This window comes from Mycobacterium sp. ACS1612, assembly GCF_001667505.1.
Taxonomy (GTDB): domain Bacteria; phylum Actinomycetota; class Actinomycetes; order Mycobacteriales; family Mycobacteriaceae; genus Mycobacterium.
Window position 1 is genome coordinate 138,510 of record NZ_LZHZ01000031.1, and the last position, 22,194, is coordinate 160,703.

At 64.6% G+C, this 22,194-nt stretch carries 21 protein-coding genes; 9 read left to right on the forward strand and 12 right to left on the reverse strand.

What is annotated here, in order from left to right; all coding sequences use genetic code 11:
• Positions 1-139 precede the first annotated feature (139 nt).
• From A5724_RS12965 to A5724_RS12975, 3 genes are all read left to right on the forward strand, one after another.
• Positions 140-631 (forward strand): hypothetical protein, encoded by a 492-nt coding sequence (locus A5724_RS12965; RefSeq protein WP_067801807.1) that lies wholly within the window; start codon positions 140-142, stop codon positions 629-631.
• A 123-nt stretch (positions 632-754) separates the two neighbouring features.
• On the forward strand, positions 755-1,198 hold the full coding sequence (locus A5724_RS12970; RefSeq protein ID WP_232004810.1) for a hypothetical protein: 444 nt from the start codon (positions 755-757) through the stop codon (positions 1,196-1,198).
• A gap of 4 nt (positions 1,199-1,202) precedes the next feature.
• The gene (locus tag A5724_RS12975) at positions 1,203-1,499 is read left to right on the forward strand and encodes a DUF503 domain-containing protein (protein WP_067801814.1); all 297 of its coding nucleotides are present in this window, start codon (positions 1,203-1,205) and stop codon (positions 1,497-1,499) included.
• Between the two features lies 1 nt (position 1,500).
• Here A5724_RS12975 and A5724_RS12980 read toward each other — a convergent pair whose 3' ends face one another.
• Complete coding sequence (locus A5724_RS12980; RefSeq protein WP_067801817.1) at positions 1,501-2,340, reverse strand: tRNA (adenine-N1)-methyltransferase; 840 nt, start codon at positions 2,338-2,340, stop codon at positions 1,501-1,503.
• 84 nt (positions 2,341-2,424) lie between these two features.
• On the opposite strand from A5724_RS12980, the gene A5724_RS12985 reads away from it, so the two are divergent.
• The 5 genes from A5724_RS12985 to A5724_RS13005 all read left to right on the forward strand — a co-directional run bounded on the left by A5724_RS12985 (position 2,425) and on the right by A5724_RS13005 (position 5,687).
• On the forward strand, positions 2,425-3,300 hold the full coding sequence (locus tag A5724_RS12985) for a RecB family exonuclease (RefSeq protein WP_067801819.1): 876 nt from the start codon (positions 2,425-2,427) through the stop codon (positions 3,298-3,300).
• Positions 3,297-4,094, forward strand: a complete 798-nt coding sequence (locus A5724_RS12990; RefSeq protein WP_067801821.1) for a thioesterase family protein — start codon at positions 3,297-3,299, stop codon at positions 4,092-4,094. Before A5724_RS12985 ends, A5724_RS12990 begins: the two co-directional genes overlap by 4 nt.
• A 132-nt stretch (positions 4,095-4,226) precedes the next feature.
• Positions 4,227-4,544, forward strand: coding sequence for a helix-turn-helix transcriptional regulator (locus A5724_RS12995; protein ID WP_067801823.1), 318 nt, complete (start codon positions 4,227-4,229; stop codon positions 4,542-4,544).
• Complete coding sequence (locus tag A5724_RS13000; protein ID WP_067801826.1) at positions 4,541-5,038, forward strand: SRPBCC family protein; 498 nt, start codon at positions 4,541-4,543, stop codon at positions 5,036-5,038. The genes A5724_RS12995 and A5724_RS13000 overlap by 4 nt, the downstream gene beginning before the upstream one ends.
• 1 nt (position 5,039) lies before the next feature.
• Positions 5,040-5,687, forward strand: a complete 648-nt coding sequence (locus A5724_RS13005; protein WP_082964996.1) for a flavodoxin family protein — start codon at positions 5,040-5,042, stop codon at positions 5,685-5,687.
• On the opposite strand, the gene A5724_RS13010 is transcribed toward A5724_RS13005, so the two are convergent.
• From A5724_RS13010 to metH, 8 genes are all read right to left on the reverse strand, one after another.
• A complete protein-coding gene (locus A5724_RS13010; protein WP_067801830.1) occupies positions 5,638-7,008 on the reverse strand; it encodes an FAD-containing oxidoreductase in 1,371 nt (456 codons plus the stop codon). The two genes, A5724_RS13005 and A5724_RS13010, sit on opposite strands and share 50 nt — an antisense overlap.
• A gap of 6 nt (positions 7,009-7,014) precedes the next feature.
• Complete coding sequence (locus tag A5724_RS13015; RefSeq protein WP_067801833.1) at positions 7,015-7,506, reverse strand: DUF4126 family protein; 492 nt, start codon at positions 7,504-7,506, stop codon at positions 7,015-7,017.
• 67 nt (positions 7,507-7,573) lie between these two features.
• Positions 7,574-8,425, reverse strand: coding sequence for an ATP phosphoribosyltransferase (gene hisG, locus A5724_RS13020; RefSeq protein WP_067801836.1), 852 nt, complete (start codon positions 8,423-8,425; stop codon positions 7,574-7,576).
• Between the two features lie 65 nt (positions 8,426-8,490).
• Entirely contained in the window at positions 8,491-8,772 is a 282-nt protein-coding gene (locus A5724_RS13025) for a phosphoribosyl-ATP diphosphatase (protein ID WP_067801839.1), read from the reverse strand.
• Between the two features lie 16 nt (positions 8,773-8,788).
• A complete protein-coding gene (locus tag A5724_RS13030; protein ID WP_067801842.1) occupies positions 8,789-10,234 on the reverse strand; it encodes a catalase in 1,446 nt (481 codons plus the stop codon).
• 111 nt (positions 10,235-10,345) lie between these two features.
• Positions 10,346-11,872 (reverse strand): sugar porter family MFS transporter, encoded by a 1,527-nt coding sequence (locus tag A5724_RS13035; RefSeq protein ID WP_067801845.1) that lies wholly within the window; start codon positions 11,870-11,872, stop codon positions 10,346-10,348.
• Positions 11,873-11,930: 58 nt separating this feature from the next.
• Positions 11,931-12,611 (reverse strand): HAD family phosphatase, encoded by a 681-nt coding sequence (locus tag A5724_RS13040; RefSeq protein WP_067801848.1) that lies wholly within the window; start codon positions 12,609-12,611, stop codon positions 11,931-11,933.
• Positions 12,612-12,714: 103 nt separating this feature from the next.
• A complete protein-coding gene (metH, locus tag A5724_RS13045; protein ID WP_232004811.1) occupies positions 12,715-16,449 on the reverse strand; it encodes a methionine synthase in 3,735 nt (1,244 codons plus the stop codon).
• A 302-nt stretch (positions 16,450-16,751) separates the two neighbouring features.
• On the opposite strand from metH, the gene A5724_RS13050 reads away from it, so the two are divergent.
• Entirely contained in the window at positions 16,752-17,648 is an 897-nt protein-coding gene (locus A5724_RS13050; protein ID WP_067801857.1) for a PAC2 family protein, read from the forward strand.
• A gap of 836 nt (positions 17,649-18,484) precedes the next feature.
• Here A5724_RS13050 and A5724_RS13055 read toward each other — a convergent pair.
• The 3 genes from A5724_RS13055 to A5724_RS13065 form a co-directional block, all read right to left on the reverse strand.
• Positions 18,485-19,357 carry a hypothetical protein gene (locus A5724_RS13055; RefSeq protein WP_067801861.1) on the reverse strand — a complete coding sequence of 291 codons (873 nt, stop codon included), beginning with the start codon at positions 19,355-19,357 and terminating at the stop codon, positions 18,485-18,487.
• 372 nt (positions 19,358-19,729) lie between these two features.
• The gene (locus tag A5724_RS13060) at positions 19,730-19,921 is read right to left on the reverse strand and encodes a hypothetical protein (protein WP_067801864.1); all 192 of its coding nucleotides are present in this window, start codon (positions 19,919-19,921) and stop codon (positions 19,730-19,732) included.
• 39 nt (positions 19,922-19,960) lie between these two features.
• Positions 19,961-21,970: a RiPP maturation radical SAM C-methyltransferase gene (locus A5724_RS13065; protein ID WP_156752258.1), complete on the reverse strand. Its 2,010-nt coding sequence runs from the start codon at positions 21,968-21,970 to the stop codon at positions 19,961-19,963.
• Between the last annotated feature and the right edge of the window lie 224 nt (positions 21,971-22,194).

Genomic DNA, 22,194 nt, shown 5'->3' on the forward strand with positions numbered 1-22,194 from the left:
CCCTTCCCGCACCGGAAGTTGGTGCAGTAACAACTTCAACGCTACCGGCGATTCAGCCATTGTGTGTGGTGTAGGAATTCGACACACCAGCAACACTTGTTAACCTCTCTGGTGAGTTGGGCCGATCGAAAGGACAATCGTGACCCTGAAAACCCTCGTTACCGGCGTAGCAGCGGCTGCTCTGGTGGGTGGTGTGGCAGCGGGTGTGACTTCCATTGCATCTCCCGTCGCGTCGCCGGCGCCAGCCGTGCAACCGGTCGTGTGGGACATTCCGATGCCGCAAGCGCCGGCGCCGGACTTGCAGGCTCCGCTGCTGCAGACGCTGCAAGCGCTCGCTTCGGGCGGCTCGTTCGCAGGCAAGGCGTCCTACATTCAGGGCGGCATCGGCCGGATCGAGGGTATTGCCGCGGACCGCGCGTACAACCGTGCCGCGGCCGAGGGGAAGTTCCCGTTGACGTTCAGCATCGTCAACATCGATTCGGACGGCGCAGTCGCCAACGCTGACGTCACCGCGACCTCGGCGCTCGGCACCAGCGCCACCCAGAACGTCCAGTTCGTCGCCGGGCCCAGCCCGACCGGCTGGCAGATCGCCAAGTCGTCCGCCCTCAACCTGCTCTCGGCGGCGAGCTAGTCGACCCGAGTGCAACGCACCTGTGCCGCGATCCTGGGCGCCGTCACGATAGTGGCGGCGCTCGGGCTTAGCGGGTGTAGCGCCGATACAAGCAGTTCGGCGCCCAGTCCGACGCCGTTCCCGTTGAGCAAGCCGCCGACGGTGCCGCCTCCGCCGACCGAGACCGGCGCGCCGCTGCCTCCCGCGGCCACACTGACCGATGTGATGGGCAAGATCGCCGATCCCAACGTGGCGGGTGCGGACAAGGTCGGTCTGATCCAGTACGGCACCTCCGCCGACGCGGCCGCGCTGGACCGGTTCGCCAAGGCGCTGCGCGACAGCGGATACGCGCCGTTGACGTTCGACGCCTCCGACATGACCTGGGCACAGGACCAGCCGGGCAACGTCATCGCCAACATCACTATGAAGCCGGGCGGGCCGCAGGCCGCCGGCAAGGACCTGAAGTTCCCGATGGAGTTCAGCCCGCAGCAGACCACCTGGCAGCTGACCCGCCAGACCGCAGACCTGCTGCTGCAGATGGGCCAACAGCCCACCCCGTCGGCACCTGCGCCGACACCGACCCCCTGAGCGCGTGTGGATCGGCTGGCTGGAGTTCGACCTGCTGCTCGGTGACGTGCACTCGCTGAAGCAGAAGCGTTCCGTCATCCGTCCCGTCATCGCCGAACTGCAGCGCAGATTCGCCGTGTCCGCGGCCGAGACCGGCGACCAGGATCTGCACCGCCGAGCCAACATCGGCATCGCGGTGGTGTCGGCCGACCGCGCGCATGTCGTCGAGGTGCTCGACGCCGCCGAGCGGCTGGTGGCGTCGCGCCCCGAACTCGATCTGCTGTCCGCTCGCCGCGGACTGCGCCGCAGCACCGACGACTGAACTAAATGCTGCCGCCGAGTTGACGCTTGCGCCGCAACGGCATCGGCGCCACCGCGCCCGGCGCCAATTTGCGCACGTTGATCAGAAACGCCGTATGGCCCCGCATGGTGTGTTGCGGACGCACCGCCAGCCCGACCACGTGCCACCCGCGCTGCATGCTCTCCCAGGCCCGCGGCTCGGTCCAGCACTGCTGCTCGCGCAGTGCCTCCACGGTGCGCGACAGCTGCGTGACGGTGGCGACGTAGATCATCAGCACGCCGCCCGCCACGAGTGCGTTGGCGACGGCCTCGAGCACCTCCCAGGGCGCGAGCATGTCGAGCACGACGCGATCCACTTCCGGGCCCGCATAGTCGGCGAGGTCGGCGGTGACCAGTTCCCAGTTCGGGGGACGCTCGCCGAAGAACGTCTCGACGTTGCGCACTGCGTGCTCGGCGTGGTCCTCGCGTACCTCGTAGGACGTCACCCGGCCCTCGGGGCCCACCGCCCGCAGCAGCGAGCACGTCAGCGCCCCAGAACCCGCGCCCGCCTCCAACACCCGCGCGGCGGGGAAGATGTCCCCCTCGTGCACGATCTGGGCGGCGTCCTTGGGGTAGACGACCTGCGCACCGCGCGGCATCGACATCACGTAGTCGACGAGTAGCGGCCTCAGCACCAGGAACTGGTCGCCGCTCGTCGACTTCACCACGCTGCCCTCCGGCAACCCGATGACGGTGTCGAGCGCGATGATCCCGCGATGGGTGTGGAACTCCCCGCCGGGAGTCAGCACCATCGTGTAGTGCCTGCCCTTCGCGTCGGTCAGCTGGACGCGATCGCCGACTTCGAACGGACCGGTCCTTCGCACAGCTGATCAGCCTGCCAGTTGACGCGCCGGGCCGGGTGTCCGGGGTTGCGCAACATTGTCGGGGGGTCGCCATACGCTGATTTCATGAGTGACGAGCAGGCCCGCGGGGTGCGTCGCCCTGCGTTGTCGCCGTCGCGCGCCAGCGACTTCAAGCAGTGCCCGCTGCTGTACCGGTTCCGCGCGATCGACCGGTTGCCGGAGCCCGCGTCGACGGCGCAGATCCGCGGTTCGGTCGTGCATGCGGCGCTGGAGCAGCTGTATGCGCTGCCGGCCCAGCAGCGTGGCCGCGATACCGCGCTGACGCTCGTCGGCCCCGCCTGGGACCGGGTGATGGCGGAGCAGCCGGAGCTGGCCGACTTCGAGCCTGCGCTGCGGGTGGAACTGCTCGATGAGGCCCGCGCCCTGCTGTCCGGCTACTACCGGCTGGAGGATCCCACCCGGTTCGACCCGCAGAGCTGCGAACAGCGCGTCGAGGTCGAGTTGGCCGACGGCACGCTGCTGCGCGGCTTCGTCGACCGCATCGACGTGGCGCCCACCGGCGAACTGCGGGTGGTCGACTACAAGACCGGTAAGGCCCCGCCCGAGGCGCGGGCACTGGCCGAGTTCAAGGCGATGTTCCAGATGAAGTTCTACGCCGTCGCGTTGCTGCGGTCGCGCGGTGTGCTGCCCGCCCGGCTTCGACTGTTGTATCTGTCCGATAGCCAGGTGCTCGACTACACTCCCGACCTCGACGAGTTGCTGCGCTTCGAGAAGACGTTGATGGCAATCTGGCGGGCCATCCAATCAGCAGGCGCCACAGGCGATTTCCGACCGCAGCCGTCACGGCTGTGCGACTGGTGCGCCCACCATGCGCATTGCCCGGTGTTCGGTGGCACTCCTCCGCCCTACCCTGGTTGGCCGGAGGCCCCCGGCGAAGGCGATGATGACACCGTGCTGAGTGCCTCGGAGCCTGCTGCGTGATCGACTGTCTGTACCACAGGCTGCCTGCCGACGGTGCGTTGTCGGTATTCGAGTCGACCGACGGCACCCGAAGCAACTGGGACCTGCAGATCCAGCATGGCTCACCACCTCTGGCGCTGATGACCAAGCTGATCGAAGAAATGGCTGCGGGTTCGGGACTGCGTGTCGGCCGTGCGACGCTCGACATCCTCGGCGCCATTCCGGTCGCGCCGGTCAAGGTGCGGACGTGGGTGGAACGTCCGGGTAAGCGGATCTCGCTGATGATGGCCGAGATGACGGCGGCACGGGCCGACGGCACGGATCGCGCGGTCGCGCGGGTCAGTGCCTGGCTGCTGGCCACCAGCGACACCTCCGACGTGACCACCGACCGCTATCCCCCGCTGGTCGAGGGCGACGCGGTTCCGGTACCGCACAGTTGGGTGGGAGCGAAGGGGTATCTCGAAACGGTGACCTGGCGGCGGCAACCCGAGACCGGCGAAACCGGCAACGTGGTGTGGCTCAGTCCGCTTGTGCCACTGGTGGATTCCGAACCCACGACGGCCCTGCAGCGCCTCGCGATGGTCGTCGACTCCGCCAACGGTGCTGGCGCGGCGTTGGACCCGGAGCAGTTCGCGTTCATGAACACCGACACCGTGGTGCATCTGCACCGGTTGCCCGTAGGGAACGATTTCGCGCTCCGGGCGCGTGGTTCGATCGGCCCCGACGGTATCGGTGTGACGACGGCGGATCTCTTTGACAGGCAAGGTTTTATCGGCACCGTCGCACAGACGCTGCTGGTGCAACGGCAACCCTAGCCTCGCCCCCAGTCGCCCAAACGGCCGTTTCGGCGGGGAAGTGCGAGTAAACCGCACCATTACGTCGATCTCGACCTCGCCGGGCTTATATATTTACTTGCATCTATATAGACGTGATGCAATACTCGAGGCATGGACGTCTTCGAAGCGGTCGCCGAACCGAGTCGTCGCGCGCTGCTCGACGCGTTGCTCGACGGTGAACGCACCGCGGGTGAACTCGTCGCGACCCTGCCCGGACTGACGCAGCCGACCGTCTCACGGCACCTGAAGGTGCTGCGCGAAGTCGGATTGGTCGAAGTTCGCCCCGACGCGCAGCGGCGGATTTATGCGTTGCGCGCCGACGGCCTCGTCGCGATCGACGACTGGATCGACCGATACCGGCGCTTCTGGGCCGATCACCTCGGCGCCCTCGAACGTCACCTCGAACGCAAACACAAGGAGTCACGATGACCGAGCGCGACGGCAGGCTGACGGTCGACGGTGACCGAGCGGTATTGAATTTCGAACGCCGCCTTCCCTTTCCGGTCGAGGTGGTGTGGTCGGCCATCACCGACCCCGACGAACGCGCGCAGTGGTTCGGCGAAACCACCATCGAGCCTCGACAGGGCGGCACCATCGACATGGTCGCGACGGGACCGCCGCTGCCGCCCGAACGCAAGCGGATGACCGGACGCATCCTGGTGTGGGATCCGCCGCATGTGCTTGAACACGAATGGAAGCAGCCCATCGTCGAGGACGGTGTGGTGCGGTACGAACTCACCGCCGACGGCGACGGCACGCTACTGCGGTTCACGCACCGCGGCCTCAGCCCCCGCAATGCCTCCGGCTTCTTCGGCGGCACGCAGGCCTACCTGGACCGACTGCAGGCCTATCTCTCCGGTGACGAACTACCTGACTGGACCACCCGACGCCTCGCAATAAACCGACAATTGGGAGCCAACTGACATGTCGCACAACGGATCTGATATCACCGCGCCAACCCTGGCCATCGCCTACCATTCCGGCTTCGGCCACACCGCGGTGCTCGCCGACGCCGTCGCCGCCGGTGCCAGACAAGCGAGCGCACACGTGCATGTGATCGCGGTCGACAGGATCACCGACGAACAGTGGGACATCCTGGACGCCGCCGACGGGATCGTGTTCGGCACGGCCACGTACATGGGCAACGTGTCGGCCGGCTTCCAGACGTTCAGCGAGCAGACCGGGCGGCGGTGCCTCAATGGCACCTGGCGCGACAAGGTCGCGGCCGGGTTCACGAACTCCGGCGCCAAGAGCGGCGACAAGCTGAACACCCTGATGTCGTTGGCCGTCTTCGCGGCCCAACACCACATGCATTGGGTGAGTTTGGGTCTGGGGCCAGGCTGGAACAGCAGCGCAGGCAGCGAGAACGACCTGAACCGACTCGGCTTCTGGTTGGGCGCAGGTGCGCAGACCGACGTGGACGCCGACTTCGATCAGGTGCACTCGTCGGACGTGCAGACCTGCCGCCATCTCGGCTGGCGGGTCGCGGTGGTGACCCGTCAACTCACCGTCGGGCGGTCGGTCACTGCAGCGGCTTCAACTCCTGCAGCATCGTCGGCACCAACTCGCTGACCGTCGGGTGGATGTGCATGGTGCGGGAGATCGCGGTGTAGGGTTTTTTCGCCGTCATGATGTCGAGGATCGAGTGGATGACCTCGTCGCCCCCGACACCGAAGATGGCCGCGCCCAGGATCTGCTCGGTCTCGGCGTCGACGACCACCTTCATGAACCCCTGGGTCTCGCCCTTCTCCACTGCACGCCCGACGCGTGTCATTGCGCGCTTGCCCACCAACGCTTTTCGACCCGACTTGCGAACCTCGTCGACCGTCATGCCCGCGCGGCCCAGTGGCGGATCGATGTAGAGCGCGTATGTGGTGACGCGATCGCTCACCCGCCGAGGGTCGTCGTCGAGCAAGTTGGCCGCCACGATCTCGTAGTCGTTGTAGGACGTATGGGTGAAGGCCCCCCGGCCGTTGCAGTCGCCCATCGCCCAGATGTGTTCGACGTTCGTCCGTAATTGGTCGTCGACGACGATGTAACCGTGGCTGTCGGTCTCGACGCCCGCCTTCTCCAAGCCGAGATCGTCGGTGTTCGGGCGCCGCCCGACGGCCAGCAGCAGATGCGTGCCGGCGATCGGCTCGGCGCCCTCGCTCGGCACCACCGCGAAACCACTGTCGTGCCTGGTGAACCGCATCGCGTTGGCGTTGAGCACGATGTCGATGCCCTCGGCCTCGAGGATCTCCTTGATGGTCGCCGAAACGTCCTCGTCTTCCCGTGACGTCAGCCGCGGCCCGCGCTGCAGAACGGTGACCCGAGCGCCGAATCGGCGGTACATCTGGGCGAACTCGAGTGCGATGTAGCTGCCGCCGACGATCACCAGATGCCCTGGGACAGTGTCCAATTCGAGAATGCCGACATTGGTCATGTAGTCGATGCCTTCGAGACCCGGCATGTCGGGCGCCACCGCACGGCCGCCGACGTTGAGGAAGATCCTGTCGGCTTCCAAGTCCCTGCCGTCGACGCTGATGGTGTGCGGCCCTACGAAGCGGGCGTGTCCACGAATCAGCGTGCAGCCCGCCATGCCCTCCAACCACGATTCGACGCCGCTGCGGTCGTCGAGCATGATCTTGTCCTTGCGTGCCTTGACCTTCGCCATGTTCACGCTGATTTCGCCTGTGCCGACACCGAATTCGGCTCCGCGGCGGGCCAGATGTGCGGCGTGCGCGCTGGCCACCAGCGTCTTGGTCGGGATACAGCCGGTGTTTACGCAGGTGCCGCCGACCAGGTGGCGTTCGATCACGGCGACGGTCTCGCCGGCTTCGGTCAGCCTGCCTGCCAGCGGCGGCCCGGCCTGACCGGCGCCGACGATGATCGTGTCGAATTTCTCTGCCATGGACGACTACACCAGTGGCGCGAAGCTGACGAGGAACGCGATCAGGAAGCCGCCACCGACAGCCACGACGTCTTCGCCGATGGCCACCGGTCGGTCCTTACCGCCGTTGGCTGCGCCCAGCCGACTGCGGGCTTCGGCGCCGCCCAGCGTGCCGAGCACCGCTCCGATGATGCCAGCGCCCATCCCGATGAAGGTGTGGTGCGACACGCTGCCGATCACCGCGCCCGCGAACGCCCCGGTGACCAGCCGGGTGATGAACTGCGGCGGCGTCTTGCGGCTGGGCGTCTTGGGCAGCTGATCGGTGACCAATTCGACGAGCAGGAAAATGCTCAGCACGGTGACGGTGATCGGATGCGCCACCCACTCCGACCATTTGCCGTCGACGTCGATCCAACCCAAAAACGCCCCCCATGCCACCACGGCCGGTGCGGTCAGCGCGCGCAGGCCCGCGATCACACCGATCAGCACAGCGAGCACGAGAACGATCACCTGCGTCATGGCAACCTCCGGAGCCGCGAAACGGACTACCGGACGCTAACACGCATAACGCAACGGAGCCTGTCAATCAGAATCGGCAGAATCGGATGTCAGACGCCAGAATCGCCTTGGCGCCGATCGCGGCGAGTTCGTCCATGATCGCGTTGACGTCACGACGAGGCACCAAGGCCCGCACCGCAACCCACGCCGGATCGGCGAGCGGGGCGATCGTCGGGGATTCGAGACCGGGTGTGACGGCGGTCGCGTCGTCGAGGACGCTGCGCGGACAGTCGTAATCGAGCATCAGATACTGCTGACCGAACACCACACCCTGCACCCGGCCCGCGAGTTGGTCTCGGGCAGCGGCGTTGTGCTCGCCCGCGTCCTCGCGTTCGATGAGAACCGCCTCGGAATCGCACAGCGCTTCGCCGAACGCGACCAGGTCATGCAGCGACAGCGTGCGGCCGGAACCGACCACGTCGGCGATGGCGTCGGCGACGCCGAGTTGCACCGAAATCTCTACCGCACCGTCGAGCCGGATGACGGTGGCCTCAATCCCCCTGCGGGCCAGGTCTTTTCGCACCAGATTGGGAAACGCGGTGGCGATCCGTTTGCCTGCGAGGTCTTCGACGCGCCACTGCCTGCCCGCGGGCGCCGCGTAGCGGAACGTCGACGAGCCGAAGCCGAGCGCGAGCCGTTCGGTGATGGGTGCGTCGGACTCCTGCGCGAGGTCGCGACCGGTGATTCCCAGGTCGAGCTGACCTGATCCGACATAGATCGCAATGTCTTTGGGTCGCAGAAAGAAGAACTCGACGTTGTTGACCGGGTCGATGACGGTCAGATCCTTGGCGTCGGTGCGGCGCCGGTAACCCGCCTCCGACAGGATCTCGGCGGCCGGTTCGGACAGCGTGCCCTTGTTGGGTACGGCGACGCGCAGCATGCCATTCGGCGATGTGGGGGCACCTCCCGCGTCAGCTGGGGGACCACTTGGGCGAAGAGCAGACATCACAGCTTGGCGTACACGTCGTCGAGCGTGAGTCCACGCGAGATCATCAGCACCTGCGTCCAGTACAACAGCTGGCTGACCTCGTCGGCCAGGGCGTCGTCGCTCTCGTGTTCGGCCGCCAGCCACACCTCGCCGGCTTCCTCGAGAATCTTCTTGCCGATCCCGTGCACCCCGCCGTCGAGGGCGGCGACGGTGCCGCTGCCCGCCGGCCTGGTGCGCGCGCGCTCCGTCAACTCGGCGAACAGGGCATCGAACGTTTTCACGGGACGCGATTGTTTCACGTCCGCGATGCCGCGGTCACGCGGGTTTGCCTCGGACCGCCTCCTCGATTTGGTCGCCAACGCTCTTGTCGATGCTGCGCCAGTAGTCGAAGGCCCGCTGCAACACCTGTTCGGACACCCCGTTCCGCAGATGCCCGGCGACATTGTTCACCAACCGCCGGCGTTCCGCATCGTCCATCACGTCACGGACCAGCACGCCCGCCTGCCGCCAGTCGTCGTCGGCGGCCCGCGGCGTGTTGGCGGCGCGCACCATCTCACCGTCGGCCGACCACACCACCTCCGCGGCCCTGGCCGGGTCGGCCTGCGGACCGCCGTAGGAGTTGGGCGCGTACACCGGGTCGGCGACGTTGTGGATCCGCATGGCGCCGTCCTTGGAGTACGAATGCACCGGTGCCTTGGGCGCGTTGACCGGGATCTGCTTGTAGTTGACGCCCAGCCGGGCCCGGTGCGCGTCGTTGTAGGCGAACGTGCGGCCGAGCAGCATCTTGTCCGGGGACAAACCGGTGCCGGGCACCTGGTTGCTCGGCGAGAAGGCGGCCTGCTCGATCTCGGTGTGGTGGTCGGTGTAATTACGGTTCAACACCAACCTGCCGACCTCGATCAGCGGGTAGTCGGCGTGCGGCCACACTTTGGTCAGGTCGAACGGGTTGATCCGGTACGTCTTGGCGTCGTCGAACTGCATGATCTGCACCTTCAACGTCCAACTCGGGTAGTCGCCGCGCTTGATCGCCTCATGCAGGTCACGCGCGTGGTAGTCGCCGTCGACACTGACCAGCCGGTCGGCATCGCCCTGCATCAGGTTCTGCACCCCCTGATCGGAGATGAAGTGGTATTTGATCCACGCGATCTTCCCGTCGGCGTTCAGCCAGCTGTAGGTGTGGCTGCCGTAGCCGTTCATGTGCCGCCAGGTGCTGGGGATGCCGCGGTCGCCGAACAACCACGCCACCTGATGCGCCGACTCCGGGGTGAGGGTCCAGAAATCCCATTGCATGTCGTGATCGCGCAGGTTGTTGTCCGCGCGTCGCTTCTGCGAGCGGATGAAATGCTGGAATTTCAACGGATCCCGGATGAAGAACACCGGGGTGTTGTTGCCAACGATGTCGAGGTTGCCCTCGGCGGTGTAGAACCGCAGCGCGAAACCGCGCGGGTCACGCCAGGTGTCTGGGCTGCCACGCTCCCCCGCCACCGTCGAAAACCGAATCAGCGTATCGGTTTTCACACCCGGTTGGAACACCGCGGCGCGGGTGTGAGCGCTGACGTCGTTGGTCACCTCGAAGTACCCGAAGGCACCGGACCCCTTGGCGTGCGGTTGGCGTTCCGGGATGCGCTCCCGGTTGAAGTTGGCCATCTGCTCGATCAGGTAGCTGTCCTGCAACACGATCGGGCCATCGGGTCCGATCGTCAGCGAGTGCACATCGCTGGCGACCGGGATGCCTGCGTCGTTCGTCGTCGGTTCGGTCATGTCGAGTCTCCTTGTGCCGGGCCGGAAGTCGGCTCTTGCCGCAAGTGTGTACTCGAAGGAGGTCAGGCTGTCCCTAGCAGGTGAGCCATCGTTCCCACAAAAAGCGACACGTCAGTGCGCCGGGTGATGCGCCTCGTGGTGGTAGGCCTCGCGGTGCATGTCCTCCAGATGCATGCCTTTGGTTTCCTGCACCCACTGCCACACGAACGCGAACGACAGGAGCGCGCACAGCGCATAGAAGCCGTACGCCATGCCCAGGTGGTCACGCAGTCCGGGGAAGCTGACGGTGATCAACCAGTTGGCCACCCATTGACCTGCCGCGGCGAGGCCGAGGGCGGCCGCCCTGATGCGGTTCGGGAACATCTCACCCAGCAACACCCAGACCATCGGCCCCCACGACATGCCGAACGCAACCACGAACAGATTGGCGGCGATCAGGGCGATCGGCCCGGACGCGCCGGGCAGTGACGGGACCATCTCGCCTTCTGCGTTGGGTTCAAGCTCCGCCACCAGGCCGAAGATGACCGCCATCGTGCCCAATGTGACCGCCATCCCGATCGAGCCGACCAGCAGCAGTGGTTTACGCCCGACCTTGTCCACCAGCGCGATTGCGATCAAAGTGGTCGCGATGTTGGTCACCGATGTGATGACCGTGATGAGGAACGCCGCACTCTCGCCGAATCCCACTGCCTCCCAGAGGATGTTGGAGTAGTAAAAGATCACGTTGATGCCGACGAACTGCTGGAAAATCGAAAGCCCAAGTCCCACCCAGACAATCCCGTAGATGCCGCCGGTCGGCTTCTTCAAATCGCTCCAGGACGGCGGCTTTTCGGCTTTCAGCGATTCCTGTATCCGGGTGATCGTCAGCTCGAGGCTCTTCTCGCCGAGAAGGACCGACAGGACCCTACGCGCCTCAGGGATGCGGTACTTCGCGACGAGGTATCGCGGCGATTCTGGAATGGTGAAGGCCAGCACACCGTAGACGACCGCCGGCAACGCCATCGCGATGAACATCCAGCGCCAGGCCTCCATGCCCAACCAGAGGACTTCACCGGAACCACCGGCCAAATGGGCCAGCAGATAATCGATTGCCAGCGACAGGAAGATGCCGGTCACGATCGCCAACTGTTGCAGCGAGCCGAGTCGCCCGCGAATACGCGGCGGCGACGTCTCTGCGATGTACATCGGCGCGATGACGGAGGCCACGCCCACGCCGATGCCGCCGATGATCCGGAAGACCACCAGCATCCAGACGCCGCTCGGCAGGCCGAGGTAATGGTCGTCGTTGGTCCCGAGGAAGTTGAAGGACAGCCCGGCGCCGATTGCACTGATCAGGAACAGCAGCGCGGCGATCTTCATCACCGCCAGTCGGCCGATCCGATCGGCGAGCCTGCCGGCGGTGACCGCGCCAAGGGCGGCCCCGAGCAACGCCGAGGCCACGGCGAACCCCAGCCTGAACCCGCCGACCCCGAATTGGCCCTCGATCGCCGAGACTGCGCCATTGATCACCGCGCTGTCATAGCCGAAGAGCAGGCCGCCGAGGGCAGCTACCGACGCGATCCGGACGACGCGACCGGCATGCTCGGTTTCTTCGTACTCGACTACGGATGAGGAATCGCCAACGGGTCCGTGAGTCATGTGACACCCCTCCGCAGCATTGCGTGATGTGGGTCACATTCAACCACTCACGGCTACGTCAGGCGGTGCGTTCCCCGAACTGTGTGAGTTCCGCGTGCACGCGACGCAGGTCGGCGACGTCGATGCCGGCGAGCGAACGCACGTGGCGTCGTCGGGGTCCCTTGGGCACCGCGACGTCGTTGGGCACCACCAGCACCGGGCACCCCGCGCCCTCGGCCGCCGCGGTGCCCGTCACCGAGTCCTCAATGGCCAGACAGAAATCCGGCGGGACGTCCAACAGTTCGGCCGCCCGCAGATAAAGGTCGGGCGCCGGTTTGCCCTGCGCCACCTCGTCGGCGCACACGGTCGTCGAGAAGTATTCGCGCCCAATGCTGTTCAAAGCCCTGTCGGTGAGTTGCCGCTGGGTGTTGGTGACCAGCGCCATCGGAGTGCCTTCGGCGGCAAGCGCTTCCAGCAACTCCTGCGCGCCGTCGCACCACGGCAATCCCGCGTCGAACAACTCCGCGGTGTACTCGTGCAGCCAGTGAATGGAGCCTGCCATCGCTGCGGGGTCGACAGGCAAACCCAGATCGGCGTACACGGTCTGCATGGTGTCCTCGGCAGATCCGCCGACCATCGATTCGCGCACCTCGGGCGTCAGCCTGCCACCGAGGCGTTCGTAGAGCGCCGCCAGCGAGATGTCCCAGAGTTTTTCGGAGTCGACGAGCGTGCCATCCATGTCGAACAGCACCGCCTGCATGAGGCCAATTCTGTCATGGCGGTCGGGGTGCGGCTAAATCGCGAGCCTGCAGTTGTTATGTAGCTCACTCGAACTTCCTCGCGACACCTGTAGTTTCGCGGATTCAGTCCTCGGGGTTGTAGCCGAGATTCGGCGCCAGCCAGCGTTCGGCTTCCTTCAGCGTCCAACCCTTGCGCTTCGCGTAGTCGGCGACCTGATCCTGGGCCAACCGGCCGACCACGAAGTACTGCGACTGCGGATGCGAGAAGTACCAGCCGCTGACGGCGGCACCTGGCCACATCGCCATCGACTCGGTGAGCTCGATACCGGTCCGTTCGTGGACGTCCATCAGCTTCCAGAGCGTGGCCTTCTCGGTGTGCTCCGGGCACGCCGGATAACCGGGCGCGGGCCGGATTCCCACGTATTTCTCGCCGATCAGCGCGTCGTTGTCGAGGTGCTCGTCGGGCTGGTAGCCCCAGAACTCGGTGCGCACTCGTTGGTGCATCCGTTCGGCGAACGCCTCGGCCAACCGGTCGGCGAGCGACTCCAGCAGGATCGCACTGTAGTCGTCGTGCTCGGCCTTGAACTCGGCGATCTTGGCACTGCTGCCGAGTCCCGCGGTGACAGCGAACGCGCCGATGTAGTCGGCGAGACCGGTGTCTTTTGGTGCGATGAAGTCGCCGAGCGACCGGTTCGGGATGCCGTCGCGGTGCTGCCCCTGCTGACGCAGGTTGTGCAGCGTGGTCAGCACCTCGGTGCGGGTGTCGTCGGTGTACACCTCGATGTCGTCACCGACGGCGTTGGCAGGGAAGAAGCCGATCACCCCGTTGGCCGTCAGCCACTTCTCCTTGATCAGGGTGTCGAGCATCTCCTGCGCGTCGTCGTACAGCTTGCGCGCGGCTTCACCCGACGCCGGGTTGTTGAGGATGTCGGGGAACCGGCCCTTCATCTCCCAGGCGTTGAAAAACGGCTGCCAGTCGATGAATTCGCGCAACTCGGCGAGGTCGTAGTCTCCGAAATCGCGTACACCCAGACCTTGTGCCGGCGCCGGTGGCGTATAGCCGTCCCAGTCGACGGGCGTCCGATTGGCGCGGGCCATCTGGAGCGTCAGCATCGGCCGCTCGTTCTTCTGGGCGTGCCGTTCACGCAACGAGGCGTAGTCCTTCTCGGTCGCCTCGAGCAGCGCCGGACGCTGCTTGTCGTCGAGCAGCGCGGCGGCCACCGGCACCGAACGCGATGCGTCCTTGACCCAGACCACCGGCCCGGACCGGCGCGGCGCCACCTTCACCGCCGTGTGCGCACGCGAAGTGGTCGCGCCGCCGATCAGCAGCGGGATCTCCAGCCCCTCGCGTTCCATCTCGACCGCGAAGTTGACCATCTCGTCCAGCGACGGGGTGATCAGACCGGACAGCCCGATGATGTCGGCGTCGTGTTCCTTGGCCGCAGCCAGGATCTTCTCCGCGGGCACCATCACACCGAGGTCGATGACCTCGAAGTTGTTGCACTGCAGGACGACTCCGACGATGTTCTTGCCGATGTCGTGGACGTCGCCCTTGACCGTCGCCATGATGATGGTGCCGTTGGTGTCCTTCGAGCCGGATGTCCCGGCCTCTTCTTTCTCGGCCTCGATGAACGGCAGCAGGTATGCCACGGCCTTCTTCATCACGCGCGCCGATTTCACGACCTGGGGCAGAAACATCTTGCCCGAGCCGAACAGGTCGCCGACGACGTTCATGCCGTCCATCAGCGGACCCTCGATCACCTCGATGGGCCGCCCGCCCGCGGCGGCGATCTCGGCGCGCAGTTCCTCGGTGTCCTCGTCGACGTGGGCGTCGATGCCCTTGACCAATGCGTGCGTGATCCGCTCGCGGACCGGCAGGCTGCGCCACTCGGCCGCCGCGGCATCGTCTGTCTTCTCCGACTTGTTGAACCGCTCGGCGATCTCCAGCAGTCGTTCGGCCGCGTCCTCACGGCGGTTCAGCACGACGTCCTCGATGCGGTCCCGCAGTTCGGGGTCGATCGAGTCGTAGGGCACCAGCGCGCCGGCGTTGACGATGCCCATGTCCAGGCCCGCCTTGATGGCGTGGAACAGGAACACCGAGTGGATGGCCTCGCGGACGGGGTTGTTGCCGCGGAACGAGAACGACACGTTGGAGATGCCGCCGGAGATGTGCACCCCCGGCAGGTTCTCCTTGATCCAGCGGCAGGCCTCGATGAAGTCGATGCCGTAGGTCGCGTGCTCCTCGATACCGGTCGCCAGCGCGAAGCAGTTCGGGTCGAAGATGATGTCCTCGGCCGGGAAGCCGACCTCCTCGGTGAGAATCCGGTAGGCGCGCCCGCAGATCTGCTCGCGGCGCTCGAGGTTGTCGGCCTGGCCCTGCTCGTCGAAGGCCATCACGACGACGGCGGCGCCGTACTTGCGGCACAGCCGGGCCTCGCGGACGAACTTCTCCTCGCCCTCTTTCAGGGAGATCGAGTTGACGATCGGCTTGCCCTGCACGTTCTTCAGCCCCGCCTCGATGACCTCCCACTTCGAGGAGTCGATCATCACCGGGACCCGGCTGATGTCGGGTTCGGCCGCGATCAGCTTGGTGAACCGGTCCATCGCGGCGACGCCGTCGATCATGCCCTCGTCCATGTTGATGTCGATGACCTGTGCCCCGACCTCGACCTGTTGCAGTGCCACCGACAGCGCGGTGTCGTAGTCCTCGGCCTTGATCAAGTTGCGGAACCTGGCGGAGCCGGTGATGTTGGTCCGCTCACCGATGTTCACGAACAGCGAGTTGTCGTCGATGTTGAGCGGCTCGAGGCCCGAAAGCCGCGTCGCCACCGGGATCTCCGGTACCTCACGCGGCGGCTTGCCCTCGACAACCTTGGGGATCTCGGCGATGTGCGCGGGCGTCGTCCCGCAGCAGCCACCGACCATGTTGACGAAACCGGCCTCGGCGAACTCGGCGACGTAGCCTGCCTGACGCGTCGGCGACTCGTCGTACTCGCCGAAAGCGTTGGGCAGCCCGGCATTCGGATAGCAGGACACGAAAGTGTCGGCGATGCGCGACATCTCGGCGATGTAGGGCCGCATCTCCGGCGCGCCAAGCGCGCAGTTGAGGCCGACGGCGAGCGGCTTGGCGTGCCGGATCGAGTTCCAGAACGCTTCGGTGACCTGACCGGACAAGGTGCGCCCGGAGGCGTCGGTGATGGTGCCCGAAATGATCACCGGCCAGCGACGGCCGCGTTCCTCGAACAGCGTCTCGATGGCGAATATGGCGGCCTTGGCGTTGAGCGTGTCGAAGATCGTCTCGACGATGAGCAGGTCCGCTCCGCCGTCGACCAGGCCCCTGGCGGCGTCGAGGTATGCGTCGGCCAACTGGTCGTAGGACACGTTGCGCGCCCCGGGGTCGTTGACGTCCGGCGAGATCGACGCGGTCCGCGTCGTGGGCCCGATGGCGCCGGCGACGTAGCGCGGCCTGTCCGGGGTGCTGAAGTCGTCGGCGGCCTCGCGGGCCAGGGCGGCGCCGGCGTAGTTCAGCTCGTAGGCCAGTTCGGCCATGCCGTAGTCGGACAGCGAGACAGCGTTCGCGTTGAACGTGTTGGTCTCCACGATGTCGGCGCCCGCCTCGAGATACTCGCGATGGATGCCCTCGATGATGTGCGGCTGCGTCAGGGTGAGCAGGTCGTTGTTGCCCTGCAGGGCGGTCGGCCACTCCGCGAACCGCTCGCCACGGTAGCCGGCCTCGTCGGGCCGGTCGCGCTGGATCGCCGTGCCCATCGCGCCGTCGATCACGACGATCCGCTGGCGCAATGCTGCCGTCAGTTCGTCGGTGCAGTCGGGGCGGATGTTCGGCTCCCACACGGTCACGTGCACTCCTTCCGTAAGCGGAAGGCGTCCTTGACTCTGCCGAGCGTGGCGGATACCGGCACTACCACCCGGTCCCGTTGCAACGCCTCTCGGCCAAGACAGTCTACGTCGTCACCTGACCGACGTCTGGACGCCCAGCTCACCGCCGCGTCGTCTTATAGTTAAACAGGTTAACGATATTGCAGCCGAAGGTATTTCGTCGCGCCCTCCGATTCGCGGTTCGCCACGTGTGGCTATGCCCCTCGCGCCCACCGCGCAGGGCTTACGCTGGCGTTGTGACCCCGTCGGATGCGAGCGGCTTTATGGATGGTCTTCGCGCAAGCGGCTCATCCGAAAACCGCCCGGGCCTGCCCAAACTCAATGACACCGTGATTGTCGCCGCCTTCGAAGGCTGGAACGACGCCGGCGACGCCGCCAGCGATGCGTTGGAACACCTCGACGCGATCTGGGAGGCCGAGCCGATCGTCGAGATCGACGACGAGGCGTACTACGACTACCAGGTGAACCGCCCGGTCATCAGGCAGGTCGACGGCGTCACCCGAGAACTGGTGTGGCCCTCGATGCGGATTTCACACTGCCGCCCACCCGGGTCCGATCGCGACATCGTGCTGATGCACGGCGTAGAGCCGAACATGCGGTGGCGGACGTTCTGCGCCGAACTGCTGGCGATCGCCGACAAGTTGAACGTGCAGACCGTCGTCATCCTGGGCGCGCTGCTGGCCGATACGCCGCACACCCGGCCCGTCCCGGTCTCCGGTGCGGCGTACTCCCCCGATTCGGCGAAGACGTTTGGCCTGGAGGAGACCCGCTACGAAGGCCCGACCGGCATCGCCGGGGTGTTCCAGGACGCGTGTGTGCAGGCGGGCATTCCGGCCGTGACGTTCTGGGCCGCGGTTCCGCACTACGTGTCGCAGCCGCCGAATCCCAAGGCGACGGTGGCACTGCTGCGACGCGTCGAGGATGTGCTCGATATAGAGGTGCCGCTCGCCGATCTGCCGAGTCAGGCCGAGGAGTGGGAGCAGGCGGTCAGCGAGATGACGGCCGAGGACGACGAGATCGCCGAATACGTACAGTCACTCGAAGAGCGCGGCGACGCCGAGGTCGACATGAACGAGGCGCTGGGCAAGATCGACGGCGACGCGCTGGCCGCCGAGTTCGAGCGTTACCTACGGCGCCGCGGCCCCGGCTTCCGGGGCTGACAACCGGGCTTCCGGAGATGTTTGCTGAAGCCCAATTCGGCGCCTGAGCCGCAACAATATTTGCTGCTTTTTCAACAACCTGATTTAGCGCAGAAAATGCGCCGAAGACCACCTGCTGGGGAATCGCCACGGCAGAACAGCGGCTTTGCCGATTCGTGTTGCGGCTCGGCTGATTGGGCGGTGGGAGCGGATGGCTACGCCGCCGGCGTTGCGAGTAGTGAAGTACTCCGGAAATTGTGCCGACCGAGGAGTAAAAGGTAATCGGGGACGATTTCATTCTTCCGGGGAGGAAACCACGGGGGGCGATAGACGCGGGTGCGGTGATGGGCATCGATAGCAAGTCGAATGTCGTTGGCTCCGGCCGAGTTTCGATAGCCAGCCCGCGGCCGGCCTGAGCCGCCGCCATCCCACGGTGCTTCGAATTTGTCCAGGAGCGTCGCCGAACGAACTGTCGCATCGCAACGTCACCTGACACCCTGCGCGGAGGATCGCAGGTCTCCATCCCATAAGCGGCGATACGTGACCCTAAGTACAGCGCATCGCCTCTTACGTCGTATTGCAATGGAATTCAGCAAATAGCCGGCCCCGACAATACGTACCTGGTTCCGTGAGGCCCACCGGCTCAGTGCTTTCGCGAAGATGCCAGCATCTACCATCTCGCACCCATTGTTTCATCAGGTGATTAATGTGGTGCGGCAAAGATTGTAACCGGCGTAGCGTCCGGGATCAGATCGAATGTTGCGACGTCGCCGCCTCGAAGATCTCGCCTGCCCCACAAGGCTGTAATCAAGTTCCACGACACTTGCTGTTGTGGACGAGCTGCAGTCCCTGCGAAGTCAGCGCTGAACGACGGCCATATTGCGAATCACGCTCTGAACCAACGACTTCGCAGACGCTGAACCTAAGAATCCCGAGGAGTAGTCGGTGAAGGTATAGATTCCGACGTTAAAGTAGTACTCGCCGGGTTCGATGCGGCCGCCCATCCCGTTCGGGTATGTGCCTTCACTCCACCCCGTGGATTCTTGCCCATCCTCGCCCGCACTAACCCGTCGGCGAAACATGGGAATTTGGCCCGCCATGATCACCGTGGATCCTCGCATGAAGGTTGTTTCCACGCCACCCTCCGCGGTCGCGTTGGCGCCCAAGCCGCCGGCTCCCACAATGAACTCGTGGCGCGATGTGCGTTGCGCGTACAACTCGACAGCGACCGGGCGGTCGATCCGCACCAGGCATCCGACGCCGATGTGCGAGCTGACGAAATCGTCGGCACCACCGTACCCGGACCTGGCGTCCATTGCGAGATTCCCGTCGAGATTGCCGGTTCTGGATGTGGGCCATGCGCCGCTGAGGTCATGCCAAAACCAACTGATGTCATACGGCGGCACTCTCGCAAGGACACGCTGGGCTAGCGGTAACACCGGGAGCGTGGGGACGCCCGACAGTGGCGGTCGGATGAATTCGCTCGATGGCTCCAACGGGCGCTCGGGAACCTGTCGCAGCGCCTCAGCTGCGACAGGATGTTGCTGTATTAGCTCGGTCAGCGGGGCATTGATCGCGGCCTCGAACTTTTCGACCTCCGCCGCTCGAGCGAGTGCGGCCGCGGTCTGCGCCCGCTTGCTCTCAACTATTGCGATGATCGACTCTTCCGCGAGCACGCGCTGATCGGCTGTCAAGGAATCATCGAAGTAGATCTCTGGATCACAGGTCATGGCTCCCCCTAGATATGAATTGGACGGAGATCCCTCCAATTGATCCTAGGCCGGGCGTGAACGCTGGTAGCGAGTAGTTGACTACTTGATCTTAGGCCGCACGCGTCTCTTCGCCGTCGGGTACCGGTGGCACGAATTTGGGGCATTCGTTTGCACACCAACGACATTGGCCGCCCGGCGAGGACCAGAAGATCTGTGGCCGAGCGGCCGAATCGCCGATGACTGTTGTTGCCCAGCGACGGAGTTTCGCGGCAGGCCGTGTGTACGACTCACGTAAACCGTGTTGCACCACAGCGTGCTGACGACGACATCGACGTCGCAGTGGTAATACCGCGGCGGTTCCGCGTATTCGGCAGTCTGCTCGCTTCTTCCTCAGAAGCTACGCGATACCACGACTCCGATGGTGGTCTCGCCGCCCGCCATGACGTCACCTGGACTGGCATCCGACGCTGCGAGCGCGTCTTCCAATTCCTTGCTCTTGATGACGATCTCGCCGCCCTCGCGGACCTCAAAGTGCTCGGGGTTCAATCCGAGTTCCCGTCGCTCACTACGTAATTCGGCCATTTGACTTCCTCCTCTTTCTTCTGTTGGTTTGGTTGAAAGCTAATGTGTGAGCATGACTTCGTCGTCTACTGAAATTGTCGTGATGTCATGGTGCTCGGTTCCCAGTTCGCGGAGCAGCTGACAAAATCGGCTCGTGACCTTATGGCTGGGCGTGTAGTCGCCAAGCCGGACCGCGAGGCTCAGACACATTCCGCCGTCGCGGAGCATGAGCTTGCGCTCGACAAGCATGTCCACATAGTGGTGGATGCTGTGGTCGCCGCAGTCGTTATCGCCGACACTCGAAAGTAATGTCGGTAGTTGGGATATCGGGCGAGCGCTATCGCAGGCGAGGTATATGGCTCGACCGATACCAGTCAGCACCGTCAGCGGCTGAAGCGCAATTGCGCGGAGATCCCAAATCATCAGCAGCCCATTCTTGTCGACCATGAACAGATCGCTCTCGTCATGAGTCCTTTGCCACCGCTCGATCGCTTCGGAGAGTGAACGGGTGTAGTCACCGACGGGCTGTGGCTGTGCATAGTCGAAGACGAAGTAGTACGCCAACCCGGCTACCGCCGACTGTTCCAACGGGTAAATGTGACTGTAGGACGCATGTGGCTTGACGTTGGCGAAACCGAGCGCTTCAGCGTTGTCGAAGTTCGGGCTGAAGCGATCGAGACGAATGACCGATCCCGATACCGGAGGTTGGAGGTGTGCTAACGCCGGCACGAGGTCAGCCATGAGCTGGTACTCGGCGGGGCTCTCACCGGGAAATCCCCACAGCATGTTCCAGTAGGCTCGAATGCCCAGTTCCTTACACCATTTCAGTAGCTGAATATTCTGTATGCCGCGCACTCCTTTGTTCATCAGCGACAACACTTGGGTGCTGAAGCTTTCGATGCCGGGTTGAATGGACCGAATGCCGGCATCACGCAGCATGACCAGCTGGTGACGCTTCAGGTTGGCTTTCACTTCGTAGAACAGGTCGAGTTCTAGGCCGCCCGAAGACAACATCGGCACGAAATCCTGCAGATACTTCATGTCCAGGATGTTGTCGACCACTGAGATTTTCAGATTCGGGTGTTTCTGGGACAAGGAGTTGACCTCGTCGAATGCGCGCTGCGCGCTCTTGCTGGTGAATGCCATGCTGGCGCCGTTGAGACCACAAAATGTGCAGTGATGCTTTTCTCCCCACCAACACCCACGCGATGTTTCGAATAGCAGCCTCGGTGCGTCGCTGGTCGCAAGCGCGGCAGCAGCCAGTTGTGTGAAGTAGTCGTCGTATGAGGGATAGGGCAACGTGTCCATGTCCGAGACCCGGGGCGAGTTGAGGAATGGCTCGCGCGCCGTCGGCGCCGACTCCTGGGTATAGACACCGGTCAACTGGTCGCATTGTTCTTTCGAGAGGATCTGCTCCACCAGAACTGGGAACGCGCGTTCGCCTTCTCCTGACATCACGACGTCAACGAAGGCGAACTGGCGAAGCAATTCGACACCCATCTGTCCCTCGCAGTTTGCGCCGCCGAACACGATGACCGTGTCGGGGCACTGGTCCTTGATGGATTTCGCTAGGGCCAGCGATGCGACGTTTTGTTGAAACACACTGGTAAATCCGAGAATCCGCGGCGCCCGTTGGGCGATGTGACTGGCACAGTCCGCAATGAACGCTGGTGCGGCATCGCGTGCGGCGTAGACAGTGGTCAGAAACTCGTCGGTTATCGCGGCTCGGTGCTTGGCGGCTTCGTTGAACAGGTCGGGCCGATCACCGAGCAGCACCTCATCGACATACGTTTGGTCTGCCGTAGAGTCACGGTCGAACAGAGTCGGCGAGAAGATCCATTCACCGACCAGGTCAGACGTGGTGGGTGCACCGTTGGCTATAGTGATGTACGCCTCAGGGCCAATGATGCGCGCGAAATCAAGTGTGAAATAACGAATTTCGGACCGGACGCCGCCGTTGAGCGTTGCCTTCAGCAGACTGAGGCCAAGAGATGGCTGCAGCAGTGGCCCCCAGGGCATGCTGACGAACAGGACGTCGCTGCGCTCCCCCATGATCAGCCTTTCGGTCATGATCACCTACCTCGTCGTCGCTGACGTGCTAAGTTGTCGCCGCCGGAATACGCCGACGGCACCGACGCTGCCATGAGCCGAGTGGCAATGGGTTGATCAATGTCGGGACAGCACGCCCGCCATTTGACCGCGCCGTGAATTGTTACTCGATATTGGCTACTGATGCTCGGTACTACGGTTTTCGGGTACGCGCTGGATCCTAACCGGGCAGTCGGCGGTGAAGG